The organism is Chryseobacterium camelliae (genome assembly GCF_030818575.1).
Taxonomy (GTDB): domain Bacteria; phylum Bacteroidota; class Bacteroidia; order Flavobacteriales; family Weeksellaceae; genus Chryseobacterium; species Chryseobacterium camelliae_A.
The window spans coordinates 3,631,320-3,652,245 of sequence record NZ_JAUTAL010000001.1 but is presented as its reverse complement, the minus strand read 5'-3'; the positions used below and the strand labels follow the sequence as shown (position 1 = coordinate 3,652,245).

The 20,926-nt window shown below is 43.2% G+C and carries 19 protein-coding genes; 17 read left to right on the top strand and 2 right to left on the bottom strand.

Annotation, left to right across the window (positions count from 1 at the left end; all coding sequences use genetic code 11):
- Nucleotides 1–6 precede the first annotated feature (6 nt).
- Complete coding sequence (locus tag QE404_RS16825) at nucleotides 7–768, bottom strand: alpha/beta fold hydrolase (protein WP_307452442.1); 762 nt, start codon at nucleotides 766–768, stop codon at nucleotides 7–9.
- 267 nt (nucleotides 769–1,035) lie between these two features.
- On the opposite strand from QE404_RS16825, the gene mraZ reads away from it, so the two are divergent.
- The 17 genes from mraZ (at nucleotide 1,036) to QE404_RS16740 (ending at nucleotide 19,476) form a co-directional block, all read left to right on the top strand.
- A complete protein-coding gene (mraZ, locus tag QE404_RS16820; protein ID WP_307452440.1) occupies nucleotides 1,036–1,497 on the top strand; it encodes a division/cell wall cluster transcriptional repressor MraZ in 462 nt (153 codons plus the stop codon).
- Nucleotides 1,498–1,529: 32 nt separating this feature from the next.
- Nucleotides 1,530–2,423 (top strand): 16S rRNA (cytosine(1402)-N(4))-methyltransferase RsmH, encoded by an 894-nt coding sequence (gene rsmH, locus QE404_RS16815; RefSeq protein WP_307452438.1) that lies wholly within the window; start codon nucleotides 1,530–1,532, stop codon nucleotides 2,421–2,423.
- Nucleotides 2,424–2,462: 39 nt separating this feature from the next.
- A complete protein-coding gene (locus QE404_RS16810) occupies nucleotides 2,463–2,828 on the top strand; it encodes an FtsL-like putative cell division protein (protein WP_100076206.1) in 366 nt (121 codons plus the stop codon).
- Entirely contained in the window at nucleotides 2,812–4,803 is a 1,992-nt protein-coding gene (locus tag QE404_RS16805; RefSeq protein WP_307454015.1) for a penicillin-binding transpeptidase domain-containing protein, read from the top strand. The genes QE404_RS16810 and QE404_RS16805 overlap by 17 nt, the downstream gene beginning before the upstream one ends.
- Before the next feature lie 66 nt (nucleotides 4,804–4,869).
- Nucleotides 4,870–6,330 (top strand): UDP-N-acetylmuramoyl-L-alanyl-D-glutamate--2,6-diaminopimelate ligase, encoded by a 1,461-nt coding sequence (locus tag QE404_RS16800; protein WP_307452435.1) that lies wholly within the window; start codon nucleotides 4,870–4,872, stop codon nucleotides 6,328–6,330.
- 31 nt (nucleotides 6,331–6,361) lie between these two features.
- Nucleotides 6,362–6,721: a four helix bundle protein gene (locus tag QE404_RS16795; RefSeq protein ID WP_307452433.1), complete on the top strand. Its 360-nt coding sequence runs from the start codon at nucleotides 6,362–6,364 to the stop codon at nucleotides 6,719–6,721.
- A gap of 52 nt (nucleotides 6,722–6,773) precedes the next feature.
- A complete protein-coding gene (gene mraY, locus QE404_RS16790) occupies nucleotides 6,774–8,015 on the top strand; it encodes a phospho-N-acetylmuramoyl-pentapeptide-transferase (protein WP_307452431.1) in 1,242 nt (413 codons plus the stop codon).
- Nucleotides 8,016–8,097: 82 nt separating this feature from the next.
- Nucleotides 8,098–9,426 carry a UDP-N-acetylmuramoyl-L-alanine--D-glutamate ligase gene (gene murD, locus QE404_RS16785; RefSeq protein ID WP_307452429.1) on the top strand — a complete coding sequence of 443 codons (1,329 nt, stop codon included), beginning with the start codon at nucleotides 8,098–8,100 and terminating at the stop codon, nucleotides 9,424–9,426.
- A 74-nt stretch (nucleotides 9,427–9,500) separates the two neighbouring features.
- Nucleotides 9,501–10,742 carry an FtsW/RodA/SpoVE family cell cycle protein gene (locus QE404_RS16780; RefSeq protein WP_307454013.1) on the top strand — a complete coding sequence of 414 codons (1,242 nt, stop codon included), beginning with the start codon at nucleotides 9,501–9,503 and terminating at the stop codon, nucleotides 10,740–10,742.
- 34 nt (nucleotides 10,743–10,776) lie between these two features.
- Nucleotides 10,777–11,874, top strand: a complete 1,098-nt coding sequence (gene murG / locus QE404_RS16775) for an undecaprenyldiphospho-muramoylpentapeptide beta-N-acetylglucosaminyltransferase (protein ID WP_307452424.1) — start codon at nucleotides 10,777–10,779, stop codon at nucleotides 11,872–11,874.
- Nucleotides 11,875–11,892: 18 nt separating this feature from the next.
- Nucleotides 11,893–12,369, top strand: a complete 477-nt coding sequence (locus QE404_RS16770) for a hypothetical protein (protein ID WP_307452423.1) — start codon at nucleotides 11,893–11,895, stop codon at nucleotides 12,367–12,369.
- Between the two features lie 15 nt (nucleotides 12,370–12,384).
- The gene (murC, locus tag QE404_RS16765; RefSeq protein ID WP_307452421.1) at nucleotides 12,385–13,764 is read left to right on the top strand and encodes a UDP-N-acetylmuramate--L-alanine ligase; all 1,380 of its coding nucleotides are present in this window, start codon (nucleotides 12,385–12,387) and stop codon (nucleotides 13,762–13,764) included.
- Nucleotides 13,765–13,825: 61 nt separating this feature from the next.
- Entirely contained in the window at nucleotides 13,826–14,791 is a 966-nt protein-coding gene (locus QE404_RS16760; RefSeq protein ID WP_307454012.1) for a cell division protein FtsQ/DivIB, read from the top strand.
- A gap of 54 nt (nucleotides 14,792–14,845) precedes the next feature.
- Nucleotides 14,846–16,228: a cell division protein FtsA gene (gene ftsA, locus QE404_RS16755; protein WP_307452417.1), complete on the top strand. Its 1,383-nt coding sequence runs from the start codon at nucleotides 14,846–14,848 to the stop codon at nucleotides 16,226–16,228.
- Nucleotides 16,229–16,327: 99 nt separating this feature from the next.
- Nucleotides 16,328–18,163, top strand: a complete 1,836-nt coding sequence (ftsZ, locus tag QE404_RS16750) for a cell division protein FtsZ (RefSeq protein ID WP_307452415.1) — start codon at nucleotides 16,328–16,330, stop codon at nucleotides 18,161–18,163.
- An 87-nt stretch (nucleotides 18,164–18,250) separates the two neighbouring features.
- Nucleotides 18,251–18,697, top strand: a complete 447-nt coding sequence (locus QE404_RS16745; RefSeq protein ID WP_307452413.1) for a GatB/YqeY domain-containing protein — start codon at nucleotides 18,251–18,253, stop codon at nucleotides 18,695–18,697.
- 368 nt (nucleotides 18,698–19,065) lie between these two features.
- Entirely contained in the window at nucleotides 19,066–19,476 is a 411-nt protein-coding gene (locus tag QE404_RS16740) for a BrxA/BrxB family bacilliredoxin (RefSeq protein ID WP_307452412.1), read from the top strand.
- Nucleotides 19,477–19,616: 140 nt separating this feature from the next.
- Here QE404_RS16740 and QE404_RS16735 read toward each other — a convergent pair whose 3' ends face one another.
- A complete protein-coding gene (locus QE404_RS16735; RefSeq protein ID WP_307452410.1) occupies nucleotides 19,617–20,498 on the bottom strand; it encodes a cupin-like domain-containing protein in 882 nt (293 codons plus the stop codon).
- Nucleotides 20,499–20,926: the final 428 nt, after the last annotated feature.

Here is a 20,926-nt window from a genome sequence, read left to right as displayed (position 1 = left end):
TTATTGTTAAACTTTATCTTTTATCCAGTTGTAGAGGATTTCATTGAACTCATCCGGTTTTTCCATCATCGCAGCATGCCCGCAACGATCAATCCAGAAGAGATCTGAATTCGGGATGAACTTATGCATGTCTTCTGCCACTTCAGGAGGCGTCACATTATCCTGCTTCCCCCAGATCAGGCAGGTAGGGCAGGTAATTTTAGGAAGGTCATGCAGCATATTGTGCTTGATGGCACTTCTGGCCAGCATTACGGTTTTGATGCCTTTCATCCTGTCATTCACGACATTGAAGACCTCATCTACCAGGTCTTCTGTAGCTACGGCAGGATCATAAAAAACTTCCTCAGTCTTTTTCCTGATATAGGAACGGTCGTTCTTCCTTGGAAAGCTGTCCCCGAATGTCCTTTCATAAAGGCCCGAGCTTCCGGTAAGCACCAGGTTTTTAACCAGGTCCGGCCTTGCCAGGGTAAGGATAAGGCCAATATGCCCTCCCATTGAGTTCCCCACAATTGAAACCGGCTCAGAAATATGACTTTCTATAAACCGGATGATATATTTTGCAATGGTGGTAAGATTGGTATTGAGTACCGGCAAATCGTAGATCGGCAGCTGGGGAACATAGACTTTGAATCCCCGGTCTGAAAAAAAAGCCACCATTTTGTCGAAATTACTCAAACCGCCCATCAGTCCGTGCAACAGAACCAATGGACGTCCTTCCCCCGCTTCCACAAAGGTATATTTCTTTTCTTTTTTTGTACTGAATATCATAATGCTAATCTAAGCCTTGCAAAAATACAAATTAAACCTCAAAAATATTTTGATCCCTCTAATTTAAACTAAAAATAACATACCAGCTTATATCTTAGGGTCTTTTTTCATTGGCTTTTTGCTATGAGGTGAATAATAGTCTTCCAACAAAATAAAGGCCAAGAGACCGCAGCCTTACTAAGCCCCTGTGTCAAAACTTATTAACATTAAGTCAAAAAGTGGGAAAAAGTGGGAAGTTTTGGAAATTATTATATAATTTTGTCCCAAATGAAGAATTTCATTGGAACATATGAGTGCAAAATCGATGACAAAGGTCGGTTAAAGCTTCCCTCTTCTTTAATAAAACAGATGGAAGACTTTGATAATAAGACATTTGTGATCAAACGTTCTGTGTTCCAACCCTGCCTGGAAGTGTATCCTATGAATGTGTGGGACAAGCTGATGGGCAAGATTAATAAACTGAACCGATTCATTAAAAAGAATGCTGATTTCATCAGAATGTTTACGGCAGGCGTAAAAACAGTGGAAACGGACAATGCAGGAAGGCTGCAGATCTCCAAAGACCTCACGCATTTCGCACATCTTCAGAAAGATATTGTGATTACCAGCGCAGGGGAATTATTTGAGATCTGGGACAAAACGGCATATGAACAGGTAATTTCCACCAATGAAGAAGATTTTGCAAGTCTTGCCGAAGATGTTATGGGCAGTGCTTTTGATGAGGAATAACCGCTGTAAAGCATAAAAACACAAACTAAGGTATGTATCATAATCCCGTTTTGTTAAAACAAAGTGTTGATGATTTGGTGACGAATCAGGACGGAATATATATAGACTGTACCTTCGGCGGCGGGGGTCATTCAAGGGAGATCCTGAGCAGGCTTTCCGAAAAGGGCCGGCTGTTCAGTTTTGACCAGGACCTGGATGCCCTTAATAATACCATAGACGATCCCAGGTTTACTCTAATCAATCAGAATTTCAGGTTTTTGGAAAACTCCATGCTGATGTACGGCATTTCCCAGGTAGACGGAATCCTGGCTGACCTCGGCGTATCCTCGCATCAGTTCGATGAAGCGGAAAGAGGGTTCTCCACCAGAAGCAATGCCCCACTGGACATGAGAATGAACGTGATGCAGAACCTGGATGCCAGACGGGTTATCAATCAGTATGAAGAAGAAGAGCTGGCAGATATTTTCTACCACTACGGAGAGCTGAGGGAGGCGCGCAAACTCGCGAGGGAAATAGTGCACCACAGAAAGAACAAGGCTATAGAAACTACAGAGGACCTTAAAAAGCTGTTCAGCTATATTCCCCAGCATAAAGTGAATAAGTTCTATGCGCAGCTGTTCCAGGCCATCCGGATAGAAGTGAACCAGGAGTTGGAAGTGCTGAAAGAAATGCTGGTGCAGGCCTATAAAGTATTAAAGCCCGGCGGCAGGCTGGTGGTGATTTCCTACCACTCCCTGGAAGACCGTCTGGTTAAAAGATTCCTGAAAAACGGAATGTTTGAAGGAGAGCCGGAAAGGGACATCTACGGAAACTATAAAAAAGCGTTTGAACTGCTGAAGAGCAAAGCTATTGTTCCGGATGACCAGGAAATTGAGGAAAACTCAAGGGCCAGAAGTGCTAAGATGAGAACCGGGATTAAAGTATAAACGGATGAATCGTCAATAGTAATCAACAAAACCAAAGCTGTGGCAAAGAAAACAACATATCGCCCTCAGAAGAGATTAACTTTTATAGATATTATAAAAGGAAATTTTCTGAACCGTGATGAGATCAAGATACATTACAAGTATTTTCTGCTGTTGTTTGTGCTGATGATGGCCATGATCTACAGCAACCACCTGGTTAATAAAAAAATAAAAATCGTCAACGCCTTAAAGGAAGAAACGGAAGAATATAAATCGAGAAACGCTTACGCGCAAAGTAAGCTGATCAAAGTAAAAATGGAATCGGAGTTGGGGAAAGAGGTTGCCCGGGATTCGCTCATGACCCTGGAAAGCCACCCTCATAAATTGCTAATCAAACTGGACAGTACCGATGCAAAAGCAAAATGAATATGATAACAAACGTAAAAAAACGTTACGATGGGGCTACCTCTTTGCAGTGGTAGCTTTGTGCGTGTTTGTCATGTTCCTTGCCAGGATCGTCGTTCTGCAGAACACCAACGTTCAGGAGATCAAGGATGATTACATCAATAAGAACTACCGTGAGGCCACTCTGAAAGCAGCACGAGGAAACCTGTTTGCGTCAGACGGATCCATCCTGGCCACAACGGTTATGCGCTATGATATCTATCTCGACTTCAAGACCATGAAAGATACGGTCTACAGCAACAATATCGGTGCGCTTACAGATTCCCTGAGCAAGATGTTCGGAAAGCCGAGAGCAGAATTCAGGAAACGCTTTGATGAACAAAGGGCCAAGAAGAACCAGTATTATGCACTCGTAAAAGGGCTGGATTTCGATGAATATGACCGCATCAGGAAATTCCCGATCTTCAGGAGAGGAAAAAACAAAGGCGGATTCATCGTCGACAGAAACTACAAAAGAGAGCTGGCCACATCGGAAATCGGTGCCGGAACCATAGGGATGGACAACGGTGAATACAGCTCCGGACTGGAAGGAGCTTTCTCCAAGTACCTTACCGGAACCAACGGGAAAAGGCTGGAGCAGAGGATCAATTCTTCCCAGTGGAAACCTATTGATTTCTGGAAGGTTCAGGAACCTGTGGACGGCCAGGATGTATACACCACACTGGACCTCAGGATTCAGGATATTGCCCACTCCGCACTGGAGAAACAGCTGATTAATTTTGAAGCCAAGCATGGAACAGTTATCGTCATGGAAGTTGCGACAGGCAAAGTACGCGCACTTGTCAATCTCAAGAGAACGGAGTCCGGCGAATACATCGATTCATACAATTATGCTCTGAAAGACAATATAGAACCCGGTTCCACCTTTAAGACAGTATCGCTCCTCGCTGCGATGGACGATGGTTTTATTGACGAAAATACGACGGTTAACGTAGGCAACGGAGTGTGGGTTTACGCCAAACAGAGGATTTCTGATGGACATGGCGGAGGAACCTATGACATCAGTGATGTGCTCGCCAAATCCAGCAACGTGGGAACCGCAAAACTCATCACCAAATACTATGCGGAAAAACCACAGATCTTCCTGGACCACTTAAAACGCTGGAAACTGTTTGATAAAATGGATATCGAACTTCCGGGCATTACCAAACCGAGGTTTGTAACTCCGGAAAGCAAAAGATGGAACCCTGCGGCACTCGCCTCTCTGGGATATGGTTATGCATCCAACATTAACCTATTGCAATTGACTACCTTCTACAACGGTGTTGCCAACGGAGGAAAAATGCTTAAGCCCCTGTTCATAGATAAAATCATGAAAGATGGCAAGTTGATCTATCAGGCCAAACCTGAAGTCATGGTGAGTAAAATGGCTTCCGAAAAAGCCATTAAAATGATGACCAATGCGCTGACCAAAGCCGTGGAAAAAGGAACTGGAAAGAGCATCTTCACCCCTAACCTGAAAATGGCCGGAAAAACCGGGACCGCAAGGTTTGAATACTGGCTCCCGGGACCTATGAAATACAGGGCCTCATTTGCCGGATTCTACCCTGCCGACAATCCCAAATATACCTGTTATGTAATGGTGAGCGAGCCCAATACAGCAAAAGGCTTTTACGGAGGAACGGTAGCAGCACCAGTATTCAAGGAAATAGCAGGGAAAACCTTCCTGAAAACACCGCAGAACATTGAAAAAGAAATGCTGGTAGACAGGAAAGTCAACCTCAATACGATGGTTGATCCTAATGTGAAAGTCACCGTAGAAGGTAAAAGGATGCCTAATATAGTAGGATTAATCGGTAAAAATGTAATTCCACAGCTGGAAAACCTGGGCTACCGGGTTGATTATAAAGGCGTAGGAAGAATCAAGGACCAGTTCCCTACCGAAGGCACCATGATAAGCAAGAACCAGAGGATTTATTTATCCCTGCAGAATTAAACGGGCCGGAAGCCGAGATTTCCGGAACAATATAAAATTAAATAAAGATAAAGACCACAGCATAGAATGGTATTAACAGAATTATTGAGCAGGATTCCCGTATTGGAAATCCACGGCGAACAGAACCGCGAGATTTCCGGATTGGTTTTCGACAGCAGAAAAGCTGCCGAAGGCACGCTGTACATCGCCGTAAAAGGAACCGTGGCAGATGGCCATACCTATATTGCCTCTTCTGTTGAAAAAGGTGCAGCAGCCATCGTATGCGAAGAACTTCCTGAAACCCTCGATGAAAACGTTACTTACATCCAAGTAAAAGATTCTTCAAAGGCATTGGGGCACCTGGCATCCAACTTTTACGGAAATCCTTCGCAAAAGCTGAAGCTCATCGGTGTTACCGGAACCAATGGGAAAACATCCGTTTCCACTCTGCTGTTTGACGTATTCAGCAATCTCGGTTATGATTCTGCACTGCTGTCTACCGTTGAAATAAGGATCGGCGAAAAAGTAATCCCGGCTACCCATACCACACCGGATATCATTACCATCAACAGGATTTTGGCGGAAGCCCTCGAAGATGGCTGTGAATTCGCCTTTATGGAAGTCAGTTCCCATGGGATCGCCCAGAACAGGATTGAGGGACTTCATTTTACTGTAGCAGGATTTACCAATCTTACGCACGATCACCTGGACTATCATAAGACATTTGACGAATACCTGAAGACCAAAAAAAGGTTTTTTGACGGCTTGCCGGAGACGGCTGTAGCCATTACCAACGCAGATGATAAAAACGGCAGCGTGATGCTTCAGAATACCCGTGCCCTGAAAAAGACGTACGCCATGAAAACCATGGCAGACTACCATGGAAAACTTCTGGAAGTGGATTTCAATGGCATGTTGCTGAATTTCAACGGAAAAGAATTCTGGACTACCCTTACCGGAAAGTTCAACGTCTATAATCTTCTGCTTGTTTTCGGCATTGCTTCCGAACTGGGCTTCGGGCAGGATGAAATCCTTCAGGCGATCAGCGTCCTGAAAAGAGTATCCGGCAGGTTTGAAACCTTCAAATCCGATGGAGGTATCTTCTTCGTGGTAGATTATGCCCATACTCCTGATGCCCTGGAAAATATCCTGGACAGCATCAATGACATCCGGACTAAAAATGAACGACTGATCACCGTTTTCGGCTGCGGAGGAGACCGGGATCATTCCAAAAGGCCTGAAATGGGTAACATCGCGACCAGGAAATCAACGCTGGCAATCATCACGTCCGATAATCCAAGGACTGAAGACCCGGCGCAGATCATTAAAGAAATTGAGGCTGGCGTAGAACCCCAGAACTTCAGCAAATATACTTCAATCCCTGACCGGAAAGAAGCGATTAAAATGGCTATCAAGTTTGCAGAACCCAGAGACATTGTCCTTGTTGCCGGCAAAGGTCACGAGAACTATCAGGAAATCAATGGTGTAAAGCATCATTTCGATGATAAAGAAACCATTAATGAGCTGTGGAGATTAATGAGCAAGTAAAATATAAATGATTATTGATAATTGATTATTGATGGAAAATAATTACAATCAGATTTTTGCTAAGAGGACAAAAGCTTTGGCAATAAAAATAATCAATGATTTATCAGAATTGCCATATTCTGATAAGGTATCTGTAATCAGAAAACAAATATTTCGTTCCGCAAGTTCCGTAGCAGCAAATTACAGAGCCATGTGCAGAGCGAGATCAGATAAAGAAAAGTATGCTAAAATTTGCATTGTTGTAGAAGAAGCAGATGAAACTGTTTTCTGGCTGGAAGTAATTGAAGAAATTAGTTTAGTTTCAAAGGATAAGATTAGCGAACTTATGAGAGAATCCTTAGAAATTTTAAAAGTAACATCAACTTATAAAAGTAAATTAAGCAATAAGTAGATAATATTACTCAGCCATCAATTATCAAACATCAATTATCAATAATAAAGAAATGCTATACTACCTATACGAATATCTCACCAACCACGGGATCCATATTCCCGGACTGGGAATGCTGAAGTACATTTCCTTCCGTGCGGGAATGGCGGTGCTGTTTTCCCTGACCATTGCACTGGTGTACGGGAAAAGGATCATCAACTTCCTGAGGAAAAAACAGATGGGCGAGCTGGTACGTGACCTCGGGCTTGACGGACAGAAGCAAAAGGAAGGCACTCCGACCATGGGAGGCCTCATCATCATTATTGCGACCATAATTCCCGTTTTGCTCTTTACCAGGATCATGAATGTATATATTATCCTCCTCCTGGTATCCGTGCTCTGGATGGGAGCTATAGGTTTCCTGGATGATTATTTGAAGAAGATCAAAAAAAATAAGGACGGCCTGAGCGGAAAGTTCAAGGTAGTCGGACAGGTAGGACTGGGACTGATTGTAGGCATCACCATGTATTTCCATCCTGATATCACGGTGAAAAGGAAATATTCGGATGCTAAAGTGGTCAACCGGAACAATGTGGAGCAGAATTTTATGCCTACGGAAAAAATCACCGTTTCTACAGTTCCGTTCGCCAAGAACAATGAATTTGATTACAGCGGGATCCTGTTCTGGATGAATGATAAAGATGCCCATGAATGGGCCTGGATCGTATTCATCCCGATTGTAATTTTTATTGTGACAGCGGTTTCCAACGGAGCCAATATCACAGACGGAATAGACGGCCTGGCAGCCGGAACCAGCACGGTTATCCTGCTGGCGCTTGCGTTTTTCGCCTATGTGTCCGGGAACATTATTTTTGCGGATTACCTTAACATCATGTTCCTGCCTAATATGGGTGAGACCACCATTTTTGTGGTGGCCATGGTGGGAGCCGTGATCGGGTTTTTCTGGTATAATACATATCCCGCCCAGGTATTTATGGGCGATACCGGAAGCCTTATGCTTGGAGGGGTTATTGCCGTCCTAGCCATCATTCTGAGGAAAGAGCTGATGATCCCTATACTGTGCGGGATTTTCCTGATCGAAAACATTTCTGTAATGCTTCAGGTAGGCGTCTTTAAATTCAGAAAAAGAAAATACGGGCTGGAATATGCCCAGAACAACCGGTTATTTAAAATGTCGCCCCTGCATCATCATTACCAGAAAAGCGGTTTTCATGAGAGCAAGATTGTGAACAGGATGATTATTATCGGGGTGATGCTGGCTATCATATGCCTGATTACATTGAAAATGAGATAAGAAATAATTTAAAAATTGAAGTATTTAAACATTTAAAAAATCTTTGAATCATCAGATTTTTAAATCATTAAATCAAAAAAATATGAAAGTAGTTGTTTTAGGAGGTGGAGAAAGCGGTTGCGGTGCTGCTTATTTGGCAAAAAAACAGGGTATGGAAGTTTTTCTTTCAGACAAGGGAGCCATTAAGGATCACTATAAGCAATTTCTTACAGACAATGATATTGAGTTTGAAGAAGAAAACCACGACGAAGAAAGAATTTTAAGCGCAGACTGGATTGTAAAAAGCCCCGGGATTCCCAAAAAGGCAGATATAATTCAGAAAATCCAGGAGAAGGGCATCAGGCTCTCTTCTGAAATAGAATTTGCCTCAGAATTCACCAATGCCAAAATCATTGCCATTACCGGAAGCAACGGAAAGACCACTACAACATCCCTGATCTACTACATCCTGAAAAATGACGGACTCAATGTAGGTCTGGGCGGAAATATAGGGCAAAGTTTCGCCAGGCAGGTAGCAGATGAAAACCATGAGTATTATGTGCTTGAGGTAAGTTCTTTCCAGCTGGATGATATACAGAACTTCAGGCCGTATATTTCCCTGCTGCTCAACCTGTCCAAGGACCATCTGGACCAGTACAACTACAACTACGAAGAATATGCCCTGGCTAAGTTCAGGATCACGGAAAACCAGGAAAATGATAATTTCTTCATCTACAACAAAGACGACGAAATGAGCAAAAGCCTGCTGGAAAAGCTGGAGATCAAAGCCAGGATGATCCCTTTTTCCACCAAAGAACCACTGCCGGAAGGAGGTTTTGTAAAAGGTGAAGATACCATAGTGGTTAAGCTGAAAGATGAGTTCTCCATGAAAATTGATGAATTGTCACTGATGGGGAATCATAATGTAGCCAACAGCCTGGCAGCGTCTATCGCAGGTAAAATACTGGAAATCAACAACGAAAGCATCAGAAACTCACTGATGACCTTCCAGGCCGTGGAGCACAGGCTGGAGCTGGTTTCCGAGCAGGATGGCATAAAATACATCAATGACAGCAAAGCTACCAATGTCAATGCCACCTATTATGCTCTGGAAAGCATGAAAACCCCTACGGTATGGATTGTAGGCGGAGTGGACAAAGGCAATGATTACTCGGAAATCGAGGATCTGGTAAAGAGAAAAGTGAAGGCAATTGTCTGCCTGGGAATCGACAATCAGAAAATCATCTCCTATTTCAAAGATAAAAAGGAAATGATTTATGATACTTCAAGCATGGAAGAGGCCGTAAAGACAGCAAAGGCCCTGGCTAAAAAAGGCGATACGGTATTGCTGTCCCCATGCTGTGCAAGCTTTGATCTATTCAAAAGCTATGAAGACCGCGGACGGCAGTTTAAAGAACAGGTATTAAAATAATGGTCCTATGTAAAGGTATCGGGAATATGATTTCCTATATGAATACACCTTACATAAATACATGAATACAGTATATGAGCGAACAGACCACAGAAAGCAGATTTGAATTTCTAAAGGGCGATAAAGTACTTTGGATGGTTATCCTTGTGATTTCCATTTTCTCTATTTTCCCGGTATATTCAGCGAGTTCAAATCTTGAGTACATCGTTAACAACGGGACCACGACCGGCCACGTTATCAAACATATGTTCTTTGTAGTATTGGGTCTGGTCATCATGAGGCTGGTAGGAACCATAAAATACGAGCACATCGGCAAGCTCAGCAGCATCCTGCTCGGACTACTGATGATCATCTTACTGATTATCACCATGTTTACAGGACAAACCATCGACGGTGCAAGTGCCTCCCGATGGCTGAAGATTCCGGGAACCCCAATCTCGTTCCAGCCTTCCTCATTTGCTTTTTTAATGCTGATCATTTACCTCTGCAGGTATCTGACCAAAAAAATAACCCGCGAACGGCTTCCGATAGAAAATATCATGTATATTTTCGGGCCTATCCTCCTGGTTTTTGTCCTGGTAGCCAAAGACAACGGTTCTACAGCTTTGATGATCCTGATGGTATCTGTGATCGTCCTGATTGTAGGTCAGTTGAACTGGAAATATATTGCCGGCTTCATCTCAGCCTCCTTCGTGGCTATCGCACTGTTCCTTCTGGTAGCACTGAATACCAATTTAATTGGTGGGAACAGGGTACATACCTGGATGAGCCGTGTAGAGACCTTTACATCCAGCAAGGCAAAATCTGCCGATGTGGATGACGAAAGTGTAAAAGCCAAAAACTACCAGGTCATGCAGGCTAAAGCTGCTATTGTACATGGCGGGATTACAGGAATGGGTCCTGGAAAAAGTGCCTTGAAGCAAATGCTGCCACAGTCTGCATCCGACTTTATCTTTGCCATCATTGTGGAAGAATACGGGGTAATAGGGGCAGCATTCCTGATCAGCATGTACCTCATCATGATCATCAGGATCGTCATGATTGCCAGCAAGATGCCGGCCTTTTTCGGATCGTTGCTGGTACTCAGCCTGGGAGTGATGATTTTTATACAGCTCTCGGTAAACATTGCCGTGGCAGTCAACCTGATCCCGGTAACCGGACAGCCGCTGCCGCTGATCAGCTACGGGGGAACCTCCATGCTGGTGACCTACCTCCAGCTGGGGATCATCCTTAATATCAGCTCGAGGATACAGATTTATGATGAAGAAGGCATGGGGAAAAAACAAAGCATTGCAGAGATCAATGACATTGCATAATATAAGATAATAAACAGGGAAATCCTGATAAAGTATGAACAGAAAACTAAAAGTATTGCTATCCGGCGGAGGAACAGGAGGACATATCTTCCCGGCCATTGCCATTGCAGATGAAATCCGCAAAAGATTTCCTGATGCAGAGTTTCTGTTCATCGGGGCCAACGGAAAAATGGAGATGGAGAAGGTTCCGCAGGCCGGTTATATCATTGAAGGGATTGATATTGCAGGGATCGACAGGGGCAACCTGTTATCCAACCTGGGGCTGCCTTTTAAAATCCTGAAAAGCCTTTCCAGATCCAGGGCCATCATTAAAAGGTTTGCTCCGGATCTTGCCATCGGTACAGGTGGTTTCGCCAGTGGTCCGGCCTTATACGAAGCCGGTAAGCTCGGTATCCCTATTTTTATTCAGGAGCAGAATGCCCATGCAGGAGTAACGAATAAGATTTTAAGCAAGAAAGCCAAAGCGGTTTTTACAGCCTACCCGAAAGTGGATGGTTTTCCGGCTGATAAAATACACTTCCTGGGAAATCCCATCCGTTCCAATATTGTTTCGGGAATGAAAGATACGGTGGCGGCTAAACAGGAAATGGGGCTCGCCCCTGATAAACTGACCATTCTTTCCGTAGGCGGATCTTTAGGCTCAAGAACCCTGAACAACGCCTGGAAAGCCCACTTGAATGACATCATCAGCAAAGATTACCAGCTGATCTGGCAGACCGGAAAGCTGGACTATAAAGAAATTGCTGAAGAGACTAAAAGCATCAGCGGCGATAATATCCGCATCCTTGAATTTATAAAGGATATGGAAACGGCCTATTCGGCTGCGGATGTCATTGTTTCCAGAGCCGGAGCCATAGCCATTTCAGAACTGGCAGTAGCCCGGAAACCAGTCCTGCTGGTGCCCTTCCCTTTTGCAGCGGAAGACCATCAGACCAAAAATGCCATGACCCTGGTAGAAAAGAATGCTGCTAGAATGGTTAAAGATTCTGAAATGCAGGAAAAATTCTGGACTGCATTATCAGAGATCTGCGAAGATGAAGCTTTGAGAAAGGAAATGTCTCAAAACCTGCAATATTTTGCCAAACCGGATGCTGCCAGGGAAATTGTAGAAGAAATCATTAAAAAACTGTAATCACAAATATCAATACATATGAAAACAAGATTATTTACAGTACTGTTGATTTGCTTTTTTGCAAATTTTTTGAGCGCTCAGACGCTTGTGAAGCCGGCAGAAATTAAAACTTCATTGATTGCCGATTACCTAAGAGGTAAAGGATATACTATTGTAGAGCAGCAAGAGACTTATGTTAAAATAGCAAATAAAGAAAAAGCTGTTTTATTCATGGATATCGACAGCCAAAAGAAATATATTAACATGAATGTTAATGTTCTTTTAAAAGAGGGTGCGGATAAAGATAAAATCGATAATCTATTGCTTGGCATCAATAGCCTGGCAATGGTAAAGGCAGGCTATCTGCCTAATCAGAATTCGATCAGTTTTCAGTATTTTTTCTGGATTACCAACGGATTCACTTTAGAGACCCTGGAAGATGCCGTTGCAGAATTCTTTTTGTATCAGGGGGACGCTTACAGCCTGGATAAAGAAAAGATTTTCAGTTACAAATAATATTGAGATAGAAAAATGAAATTATTGGAAACATATCAGAATTTTTACTTCGTTGGGATCGGAGGCATCGGCATGTCTGCTCTGGCACGCTATTTCCATGCTTCCGGCAAAAAAGTTCTCGGGTACGATAAAACCAATACCAAACTGACCCGGCAGCTGATGGAAGAAGGAATCGATATTGTTTTTGAAGACCTGATCGACGAAAGGATCACTGCCCTTAATCAGGAGCAGACTTTAGTCATCTATACCCCGGCAATTAAAACGCTGGGTATTCTGGATTATTTCAATGACCATGGTTTCGAGGTTAAAAAAAGAGCCAAGGTGCTGGGCCTGATCACAGAAAATACAGACTGCATCGCTGTGGCAGGTACACATGGTAAAACAACCACTTCTACTCTGGTTTCACACCTGTGTAAAGAGGCTGACCTTCCGTTTTCGTGCTTCCTGGGAGGGATTTCTGAAAATTTCCGGTCCAATTTCCTCTATAACGGAACCAAATATTCTGTGGTGGAAGCTGATGAGTACGACAGAAGTTTCCTGAACCTCTCCCCCGACTGGGCTGTCATCACCTCTATTGATGCAGACCACCTGGATATTTACGGTGACAAACATACCATTGAAGAAGGATTCAGGCAGTTTGCCACCCTGGTACCAAATGACAGGCAGCTGTTCGTGAGGAAAGGTATTGAAATAGGACGGGATCACCGAACCTATGCCGTAAACGAAAAAGCAGATTATTATTCGGATAACCTGCGCATGGAACACGACAGGATTTATTTTGACTTCCATACACCGGAGGAAACCGTACGGGATTTCGTATGGGAGATTCCGGGTATCCATAATGTTGAAAACGCCACGGTGGCTCTAGCGATCCTTCACAATCTAGGGGTGGATTTCCAAACCCTGAAAAAAGCCATCGCCAGTTTTAAAGGCATCAAAAGAAGATATACCAAACACATCTATCCAAACGGTAAAATCTATATTGATGATTATGCGCACCATCCTACTGAAATCAATGCGGTACTGGGATCGGTAAAGACATTTTACCCGGATAAAAAGCTGCTGGTCGTATTTCAGCCGCACCTGTTCAGCCGTACCCGGGATTTTGCAGATGGTTTTGCAGAAAGCCTGAGCCAGCCGGATGAGCTGATTTTGCTGGATATATACCCCGCAAGGGAACTCCAGGAAAACTTTGAAGGTATCACCTCCCAATGGCTGCTGGAAAAAGTAACGTTAAATAAAAAAGAGGTATCGTCCTTAGTCGATGCCTTCAGAAGGATAAAAGAGAAAGATTTTGATATCCTTCTCACGATAGGCGCAGGGAATATTGATACCCTGTATGATCCTGTCTGCGAGTGGATGAATGCTTCTGCGCAAATTGCAGGGGAAGAATAAAATAACACGTAAATAAAAGAATTACATTGTACTTTTTACAGTATACAACCGGACATCTATTATGAAAAATAAATACAGAATACTAAAAATTGCGGTCACAGTGATCATTCTGGGATTCCTGCTGAGCTTTTCACTGAAAAGGTTCAGCGGTCAGAAGATTACGGATAACAAGATTTCTGTAAAACTGAGTGAAAAGACTCCGGTATATTTTATCGATGAAAAAGATATCCTTGATATTGTAAAAAAAGAAAACCCATCCGGGAAAGTCGGCGACCTCAATATCCCGGTCCTGGAAAAGAAAATCAATGCGCTGCCTGCTGTAGACAGTGCAAATGTGTATCTGAACCTCAACGGAAAACTGAACCTGGATATCAGGCAGAGGGTTCCGGTTTTCAGGCTCAATACCAACGGCAGGGATTTTTATGTAGATGATAAAGGCGTGGAATTTCCGATTTCCAAAACCTATTCCCATCCTTCCATGCTTGTCACCGGCGATGTGAAGCCTGATGAATACAGGAAACTGGCAGAACTGGTTGAAAAGATCGATAAAGATGATTTCAGTAAAAAATTCTTCATCGGTATTTCAAAAATTAAAGAAAATTATTATCTTCTTACCAGCGAAGGGAATTATAAGGTTGAAATCGGGGATCTGGACCATATTGAGTTCAAGGTAAAGGGCTTTAAGACCTTTGTAGAGAAATACCTGGTGTACCAGGACCCGGAAAAGTACAGTATGGTTTCCGTGAAATACCAGAACCAGATTGTCACCACGCTTAACCCATACTTCAAGGAAAACGACAGCATCCTAAAGGCTGGTAAGCTGGAGCTGGCCAAAATTCCCGTCATTGTTCCGCATACGGAAAAAAAGGCGGAAGTAAAACCTAAAGAGGCAGACAGGAAACCTTCACAGCCTGTCAAAGCAAAGACAGCGGCAAAACAGAAAGCGAAAGCAAAAGAACAGCCGAAGAAAACAAAAAAGCAGGAAGCGGCAAAGCCGAAAACAAAGGCTAAAGTAAAAATAGAATAGATGCGGAATGAGAACCGCTTAAGAGAATAAGGAAAAATCAAATCGATATAAAAAATGGAAAATCAAGAGTATTCAGTAGGTCTGGACATCGGGACAACGAAGATTGTCGCGATTGTCGGAAGGAGGAATGCACATGGGAAAATAGAAGTTCTCGGTGTAGGGAAGGCAAAGAGTCTTGGTGTTCACAAAGGAATTGTGAATAATATTTCGCAAACCATTAATTCAATCAAAGCTGCTGTGGCTGAAGCACAGTCTAGCGCTGGAGTGCCAATCCGTAAAGTAACGGTAGGTATTGCAGGAAAGCACATCCGCTCCCTGCAGCACTCTGATTATATTATGCGTGAACATCCGGATAAGTTTATTACAGATGATGATATTGAAGCCCTGAAAGACCAGGTCAAGAAACTGGTCATGCTTCCTGGAGAAGAAATTATCCATGTACTTCCACAGGAGTACAAAGTAGATTCCGAAGGTGAGATTCAGGAACCTATCGGCATGCACGGAAAACGTCTGGAAGCCAACTTCCATGTTGTGGTAGGCCAGATGGGAAGCATCCGCAATATTGCACGGTGTGTAAGAGAGGCAGGCCTGGAAATGGAAGCCCTTACCCTGGAGCCTCTGGCCTCTTCGGAATCCGTTCTTACCAAAGAGGAGAAAGAAGCCGGTGTAGCTATCGTGGACATCGGAGGAGGAACTACGGATATTGCCATTTTCAAGGACAACATCATCAGACACACCTGTGTCATACCTTACGGAGGAGGAATTATCACCGAAGATATCAAGGAAGGATGCTCTATCATAGAGAAGCATGCTGACCAGCTGAAAGTTAAGTTCGGCTCAGCCGTACCGGAACTTGAAAAAGACAGTACCTACGTAACCATTCCCGGGCTTCACGGAAGGCCGGATAAGGAAATCTCCCTTAAAACCCTTGCCCAGATCATCAATGCAAGAGTGGAGGAAATCCTGGAAATGGTAAATACTGAACTGAAGGCCTATGGTGCCTTTGAACAGAAGAAGAAACTGATCGCAGGAATCGTGCTTACAGGCGGAGGTTCCAACCTGAAACACCTGCGCCAGCTGGCCAATTATACAACCGGTTTCGACAGCAGGATCGGCTTTGCAAATGAATATATTGCAAACGATAAAAATCAGTATCTTAAAGGCCCGGAATTTGCTACTTCTATCGGCTTATTGATGGAAAGCTTAAAAATCCGGGATAAGAAGCAGAATGCCGCTTCGCAGGAGCCCGTAGAGGAAGAAAAACAGCCGGAAGCTTCTGCTGCCCCTGTTGAAGTTCCTCAGATGGCACAACAGGAACAACAGCCTGTCCATGAGCAGCATATGAGCAATGAGCATCATGACAGCAGGAAGGCAAAACTGACCTTCGGACAGTCGCTGATGGAAAAAGTAAAAAAATTCTTTGAAGAAGTAGAGTAAATATAAATGATAACTGAGCAATGATTTTCTTCATGCGTAAGGGCGCCAAGCAGTCATTCATCAGTGAATAGTAATCAATTGTTAAAAAAAATTGTAGGTATGGAAAATTTAGGGACACAGGGGTTTTCGTTTGACTTGCCAAAGGGAAATTCATCCATTATAAAAGTTATCGGTGTCGGAGGCGGTGGGAACAACGCCCTTAAGCACATGTACGAGAAAGGAATCCATGGAGTGGATTTCGTGGTATGCAATACGGATGCACAGACATTAGACAATAACCCGGTTGCCAATAAGGTTCAGCTGGGAACTACCATTACTGAAGGCCTGGGTGCCGGAGCAGATCCCGAGGTAGGGGAAAAATCCGCTATTGAAAGCATTGAAGACATCAAGGCTGCCATGGGGCAGAATACCAAGATGGTCTTTATTACTGCAGGGATGGGCGGTGGTACCGGTACCGGGGCAGCACCAGTTATTGCCAAAGTAGCGAAGGACATGGGCATTCTTACCGTAGGGATCGTTACTGTTCCGTTCAGCTTTGAAGGTAAAAGAAGGCTGGAACAGGCGGAAAACGGCCTTGATAAACTAAGAAACAACGTTGATTCACTGATTGTGATCAATAACGATAAACTGAGGCAGCAATTTGGAAATCTGGGCTTCAAGCAGGGATTCTCCAAGGCTGATGAGGTGCTTACCAATGCCGCCAAAGGAATGGCAGAGGTGATTACAGGATACTTTGATGTAAACATTGACTTCAGGGATGCCAAATCCGTGCTTCAGAACTCCGGAACGGCCCTGATGTCCACCGGAATCGCTTCAGGCGAAAATAAGGCAGAAGAAGCCGTTAAAAAGGCCCTTGACTCTCCTCTATTGAACGACAATAAGATTACCGGTGCCAAAAATGTGCTCCTATTGATCCGAAGCGGTGTAGAAGAGGTAACCATGGATGAGATTGGTGTGATCATGGATCATATCCAGAAAGAAGCAGGGAATACCGCAGACATTATCTTCGGGGTAGGTTCTGATGAAGAGCTTGGTGATTCTGTAAGCGTACTGGTTATTGCTACAGGATTCTCCAATGACAATAAAAAATTTGCAGGGCCTACGGAAAAGATTAAAATCAGCCTGAACGATACTTTTGAAACCCCTAAGGAATCGCCATTCAAAACAAGGGAGGAAAGACAGTCGGCTCCTGATTCTTCGCAGGATTTCAGCGGAAAGAACCTTTTCAGGCTGGATGACGACCATGACTTGCCTCAGTTCAGCATTACTTCCACCGAGAAGAAGATGATCCTGGAAGAGGAAGAGGTGAAAACTGAAGTGAAATTCTTCGGGCGTGATGAGGAAACTGAAGACCATCCTGCCCAGGAATGGAGAAATGATGAAGAGTCCGGCGAAAAATCTTTCGTATTCTCCTTTGATGACGATAATGATCCCAACGACCTTGAGATCCAGTCGTTCTCATTTGAAACTGAAGAAAAAAAAAATAAGCCTGCATCCGGCAGTTCATCTGAGGAAAAACCTGTAGAGTTCAGTTTTTTCGTTCACGAACCCATCGATGAGCCTAAAGCGGATTCCGAACAACCTAAAGCGGAATTAACCGTTACAGAAAAGCCTCAGGAACAGCCAAAGGAAGAACCTCAGGCGGAAACCAGACCTGAAATCCACCATTCTGAAGAAACCGGATTCACATTTGTAAGCAAATCTGTAGATCAGGAAAAAATCGTGGAAAGGAGAAACAAGCTGAAAGAATTCAACTCACGGTACCAGAATTTTGACAGCAGCAATGAATTTGAATCTGTCCCTGCCTTCAAGAGAAAGAATATTTCCATTGACGGGAACAATGCTTCAGAACAGAACATCAATACGTACCTGTCTGAAAACAACGGTTCCGTAAACATCAGGGAAAACAGGTTTTTGAATAAGGATGTTGACTAGGATAAATGCAACAATATATCAGCATAACAATTAGATTAACGGGATATTGGTAAACTGATACATTGCTACATTATTAAATTATTGAATATGAGTTTAGAAAATACCATCAACGAAGCCATAAAAACAGCCATGAGAGCAAAGGACAAAGTTGCCCTGGACTCTCTGCGGGCTGTGAAATCGCAGATATTACTGGTGAAAACGGAAGCCAGAGGCGCAGACGTTTCTGCAGAGCAGGAAATCGCCATCCTTCAGAGAATGGTGAAGCAGCGTAAGGATTCTTATGACCAGTTTACAGCACAGGGAAGAAATGATCTTGCCGAAGTGGAGGAAGCACAGATGAAGGTCATTGAAGAATTCCTTCCCAAACAGCTGACAGCAGAGGAACTGGAAAATGAAATGAAGAATATCATTGCTGAAACCGGCGCTGAGTCTGTTAAGGATCTGGGAAAAGTAATGGGCGTGGCCTCTAAGGCACTGGCAGGAAAGTCTGACGGAAAAAGCATTTCCGAAATGGCTAAGAAACTGCTGTCATAAACGTATCCTATTGTCCCTTTATTAGGATCATACTCTACTTAATGCCTTGATCCGGGCTATACAAACAGGATATTTAACCTTTGCATATCGATTTGATTAAGAAATCCGGAGCTTGAGAGCTCCGGATTTCATTTTTTTTCGTGGCTCACAGCTGATGATGCTGTAATTACCTGGCGAGGGAATTCTCTAAAACAATTTTCATGGCTATGTTTCTAGAATCTTACCAAATATAATAATAAATTTTCATATATTCATCAAGTTGGGATTTAGAATCTGGATTTATTCTCTTAACGAATGCCCACGATAGTTTTTATGTATTGAACGGAAGGATGTAATTGTTTATCTTTGCATGGATAAAAAAGAACATTATGTATCCAACAGATTTAGTAATGCCTATGAAGGCTGAACTTACAGATAAAGGCTTTGAAGATCTTACAACACCTGCTCAGGTGGAGGAAGCTTTAAAACAGTCAGGAACTACCCTGCTGGTCATCAATTCCGTATGCGGATGTGCTGCAGGTGCAGCGAGACCAGGTGTGGTATACTCTCTTACCGGAGATAAGAAACCTGACCATTTGACTACTGTTTTTGCAGGATTTGATACAGAAGCCGTAATAGAGGCCAGAAAACACCTTGCGCCGTTCCCGCCAAGCTCACCATGTGTGGCATTGTTTAAGGACGGGGAATTGGTGCATATGCTGGAAAGACACCATATTGAAGGAAATCCTGCAGGAGCCATTGCCGCAAATCTACAGGCGGCTTATGACGAATACTGCTAGTCTTCTTTCTCCATAGCAATACAATATCATTTATACTAAAGAACCGCCTGCATGAGCAGGCGGTTCTTTATGTTGTTACAGGGCCATAATAAAAGGGTTACCGCCTTAACGCTAACCCTTTCTCTATAGGTATGTGTTTATTATTTGGGAAGGCCCCTCTTTAGAGCAAGTTCAGCCCTTTTAATAGCTATCTTCTCCTTCCAGTCCATATATTTCTTCCTGAACCTGGACTTCATAATATCATCAAATTTGCGCTGTACGGTAAGGTTCCAAAGGGAATGTGCTTTTACAGCCCACGACTTATCCCAGGCACGGAGGGAAATGGAGAAACTGCCGTCCAGGTATTTCATCCAGTGCCACCATCCAGTAGGCATAAACAGGGTATCACCGTGCTCCAGGAAACATTCGATCCCTTCCACACCGTCCAGTGCAGGGAACTTTGTAAAATCAGGATGCTCGATATCATAATCTTCAAGGGCATAGGTCGCATATGGAATTTGATAGAGCCTTTCCCTCCATTTATAATCAAACAGGAGGATGTGTTTCCTGCCGTTGAAATGCGTGTGGAAAATATGGGCCATGTCTATATCAAAATGAAGGAACGTTACAGAACCTTTTCCCCCGAAAAACATATTGGGATATTTATCCAGGAAACCGCCCATCAGCTCTTTCGGAGAAATATAATCTTCCAGGAGCTTAGGCGCATATTTAATAGGGTCAAACAGGAAAATCCTGAGATCTGTAGGTTCTCTCCTGATCAGATCAATATAATCCCCAAACTTCATCTTGGCTGCTGAAGCATTGATAGGAGCTGAAGGATCAGCCTTAGAGCTGTCATACAACGGAACCTCTACATCTCCAACGACCTCCTTCATATAGTCCATGGTCCATTTCTGGTATGCTGGCCATTTTTTTGCCATGTTTTTAATGACAACAGGTTTCCGTGGTTTCAGATATTTCCGGATAAATTCTTCCTGGGTAATATCATCAACAACATCTATAGGCTTTAAAATAATTCCCATTGTATAAATTTTATTTTACAAAATTATTAAATTAATATATACTTAACATAGTTTAAGTTTTTTTTAATCTATGATACAAATCACTTTTGCCTATTTATTCTAAATAAATTTAGCAGATCTGGTGTACTATGCAAAAATACCAAATCCTTCGGGAATCTAGGCGCAAGCAAGATCATATAATCTTGTAAACGAAGTTTTTTTATCCGTTGATAAGAGATGATGTCCCTTACGAAGAGCTAAAATTTTGCCCGAAAACACCTCAAAAATTTCCGTCCGTTTAGGGATGTCCTTTGATTTGATACCACTGCTTTCATTTTCCCAGTTTGTATAGGTATCCCTGTCCAGTCCCAGCATATCGGCAATCTCCTGTTGGGAAGTTTCGTCTTGCTCCTGAGCTTCTTGAGATTCCTAACCCCATATGTTGACTT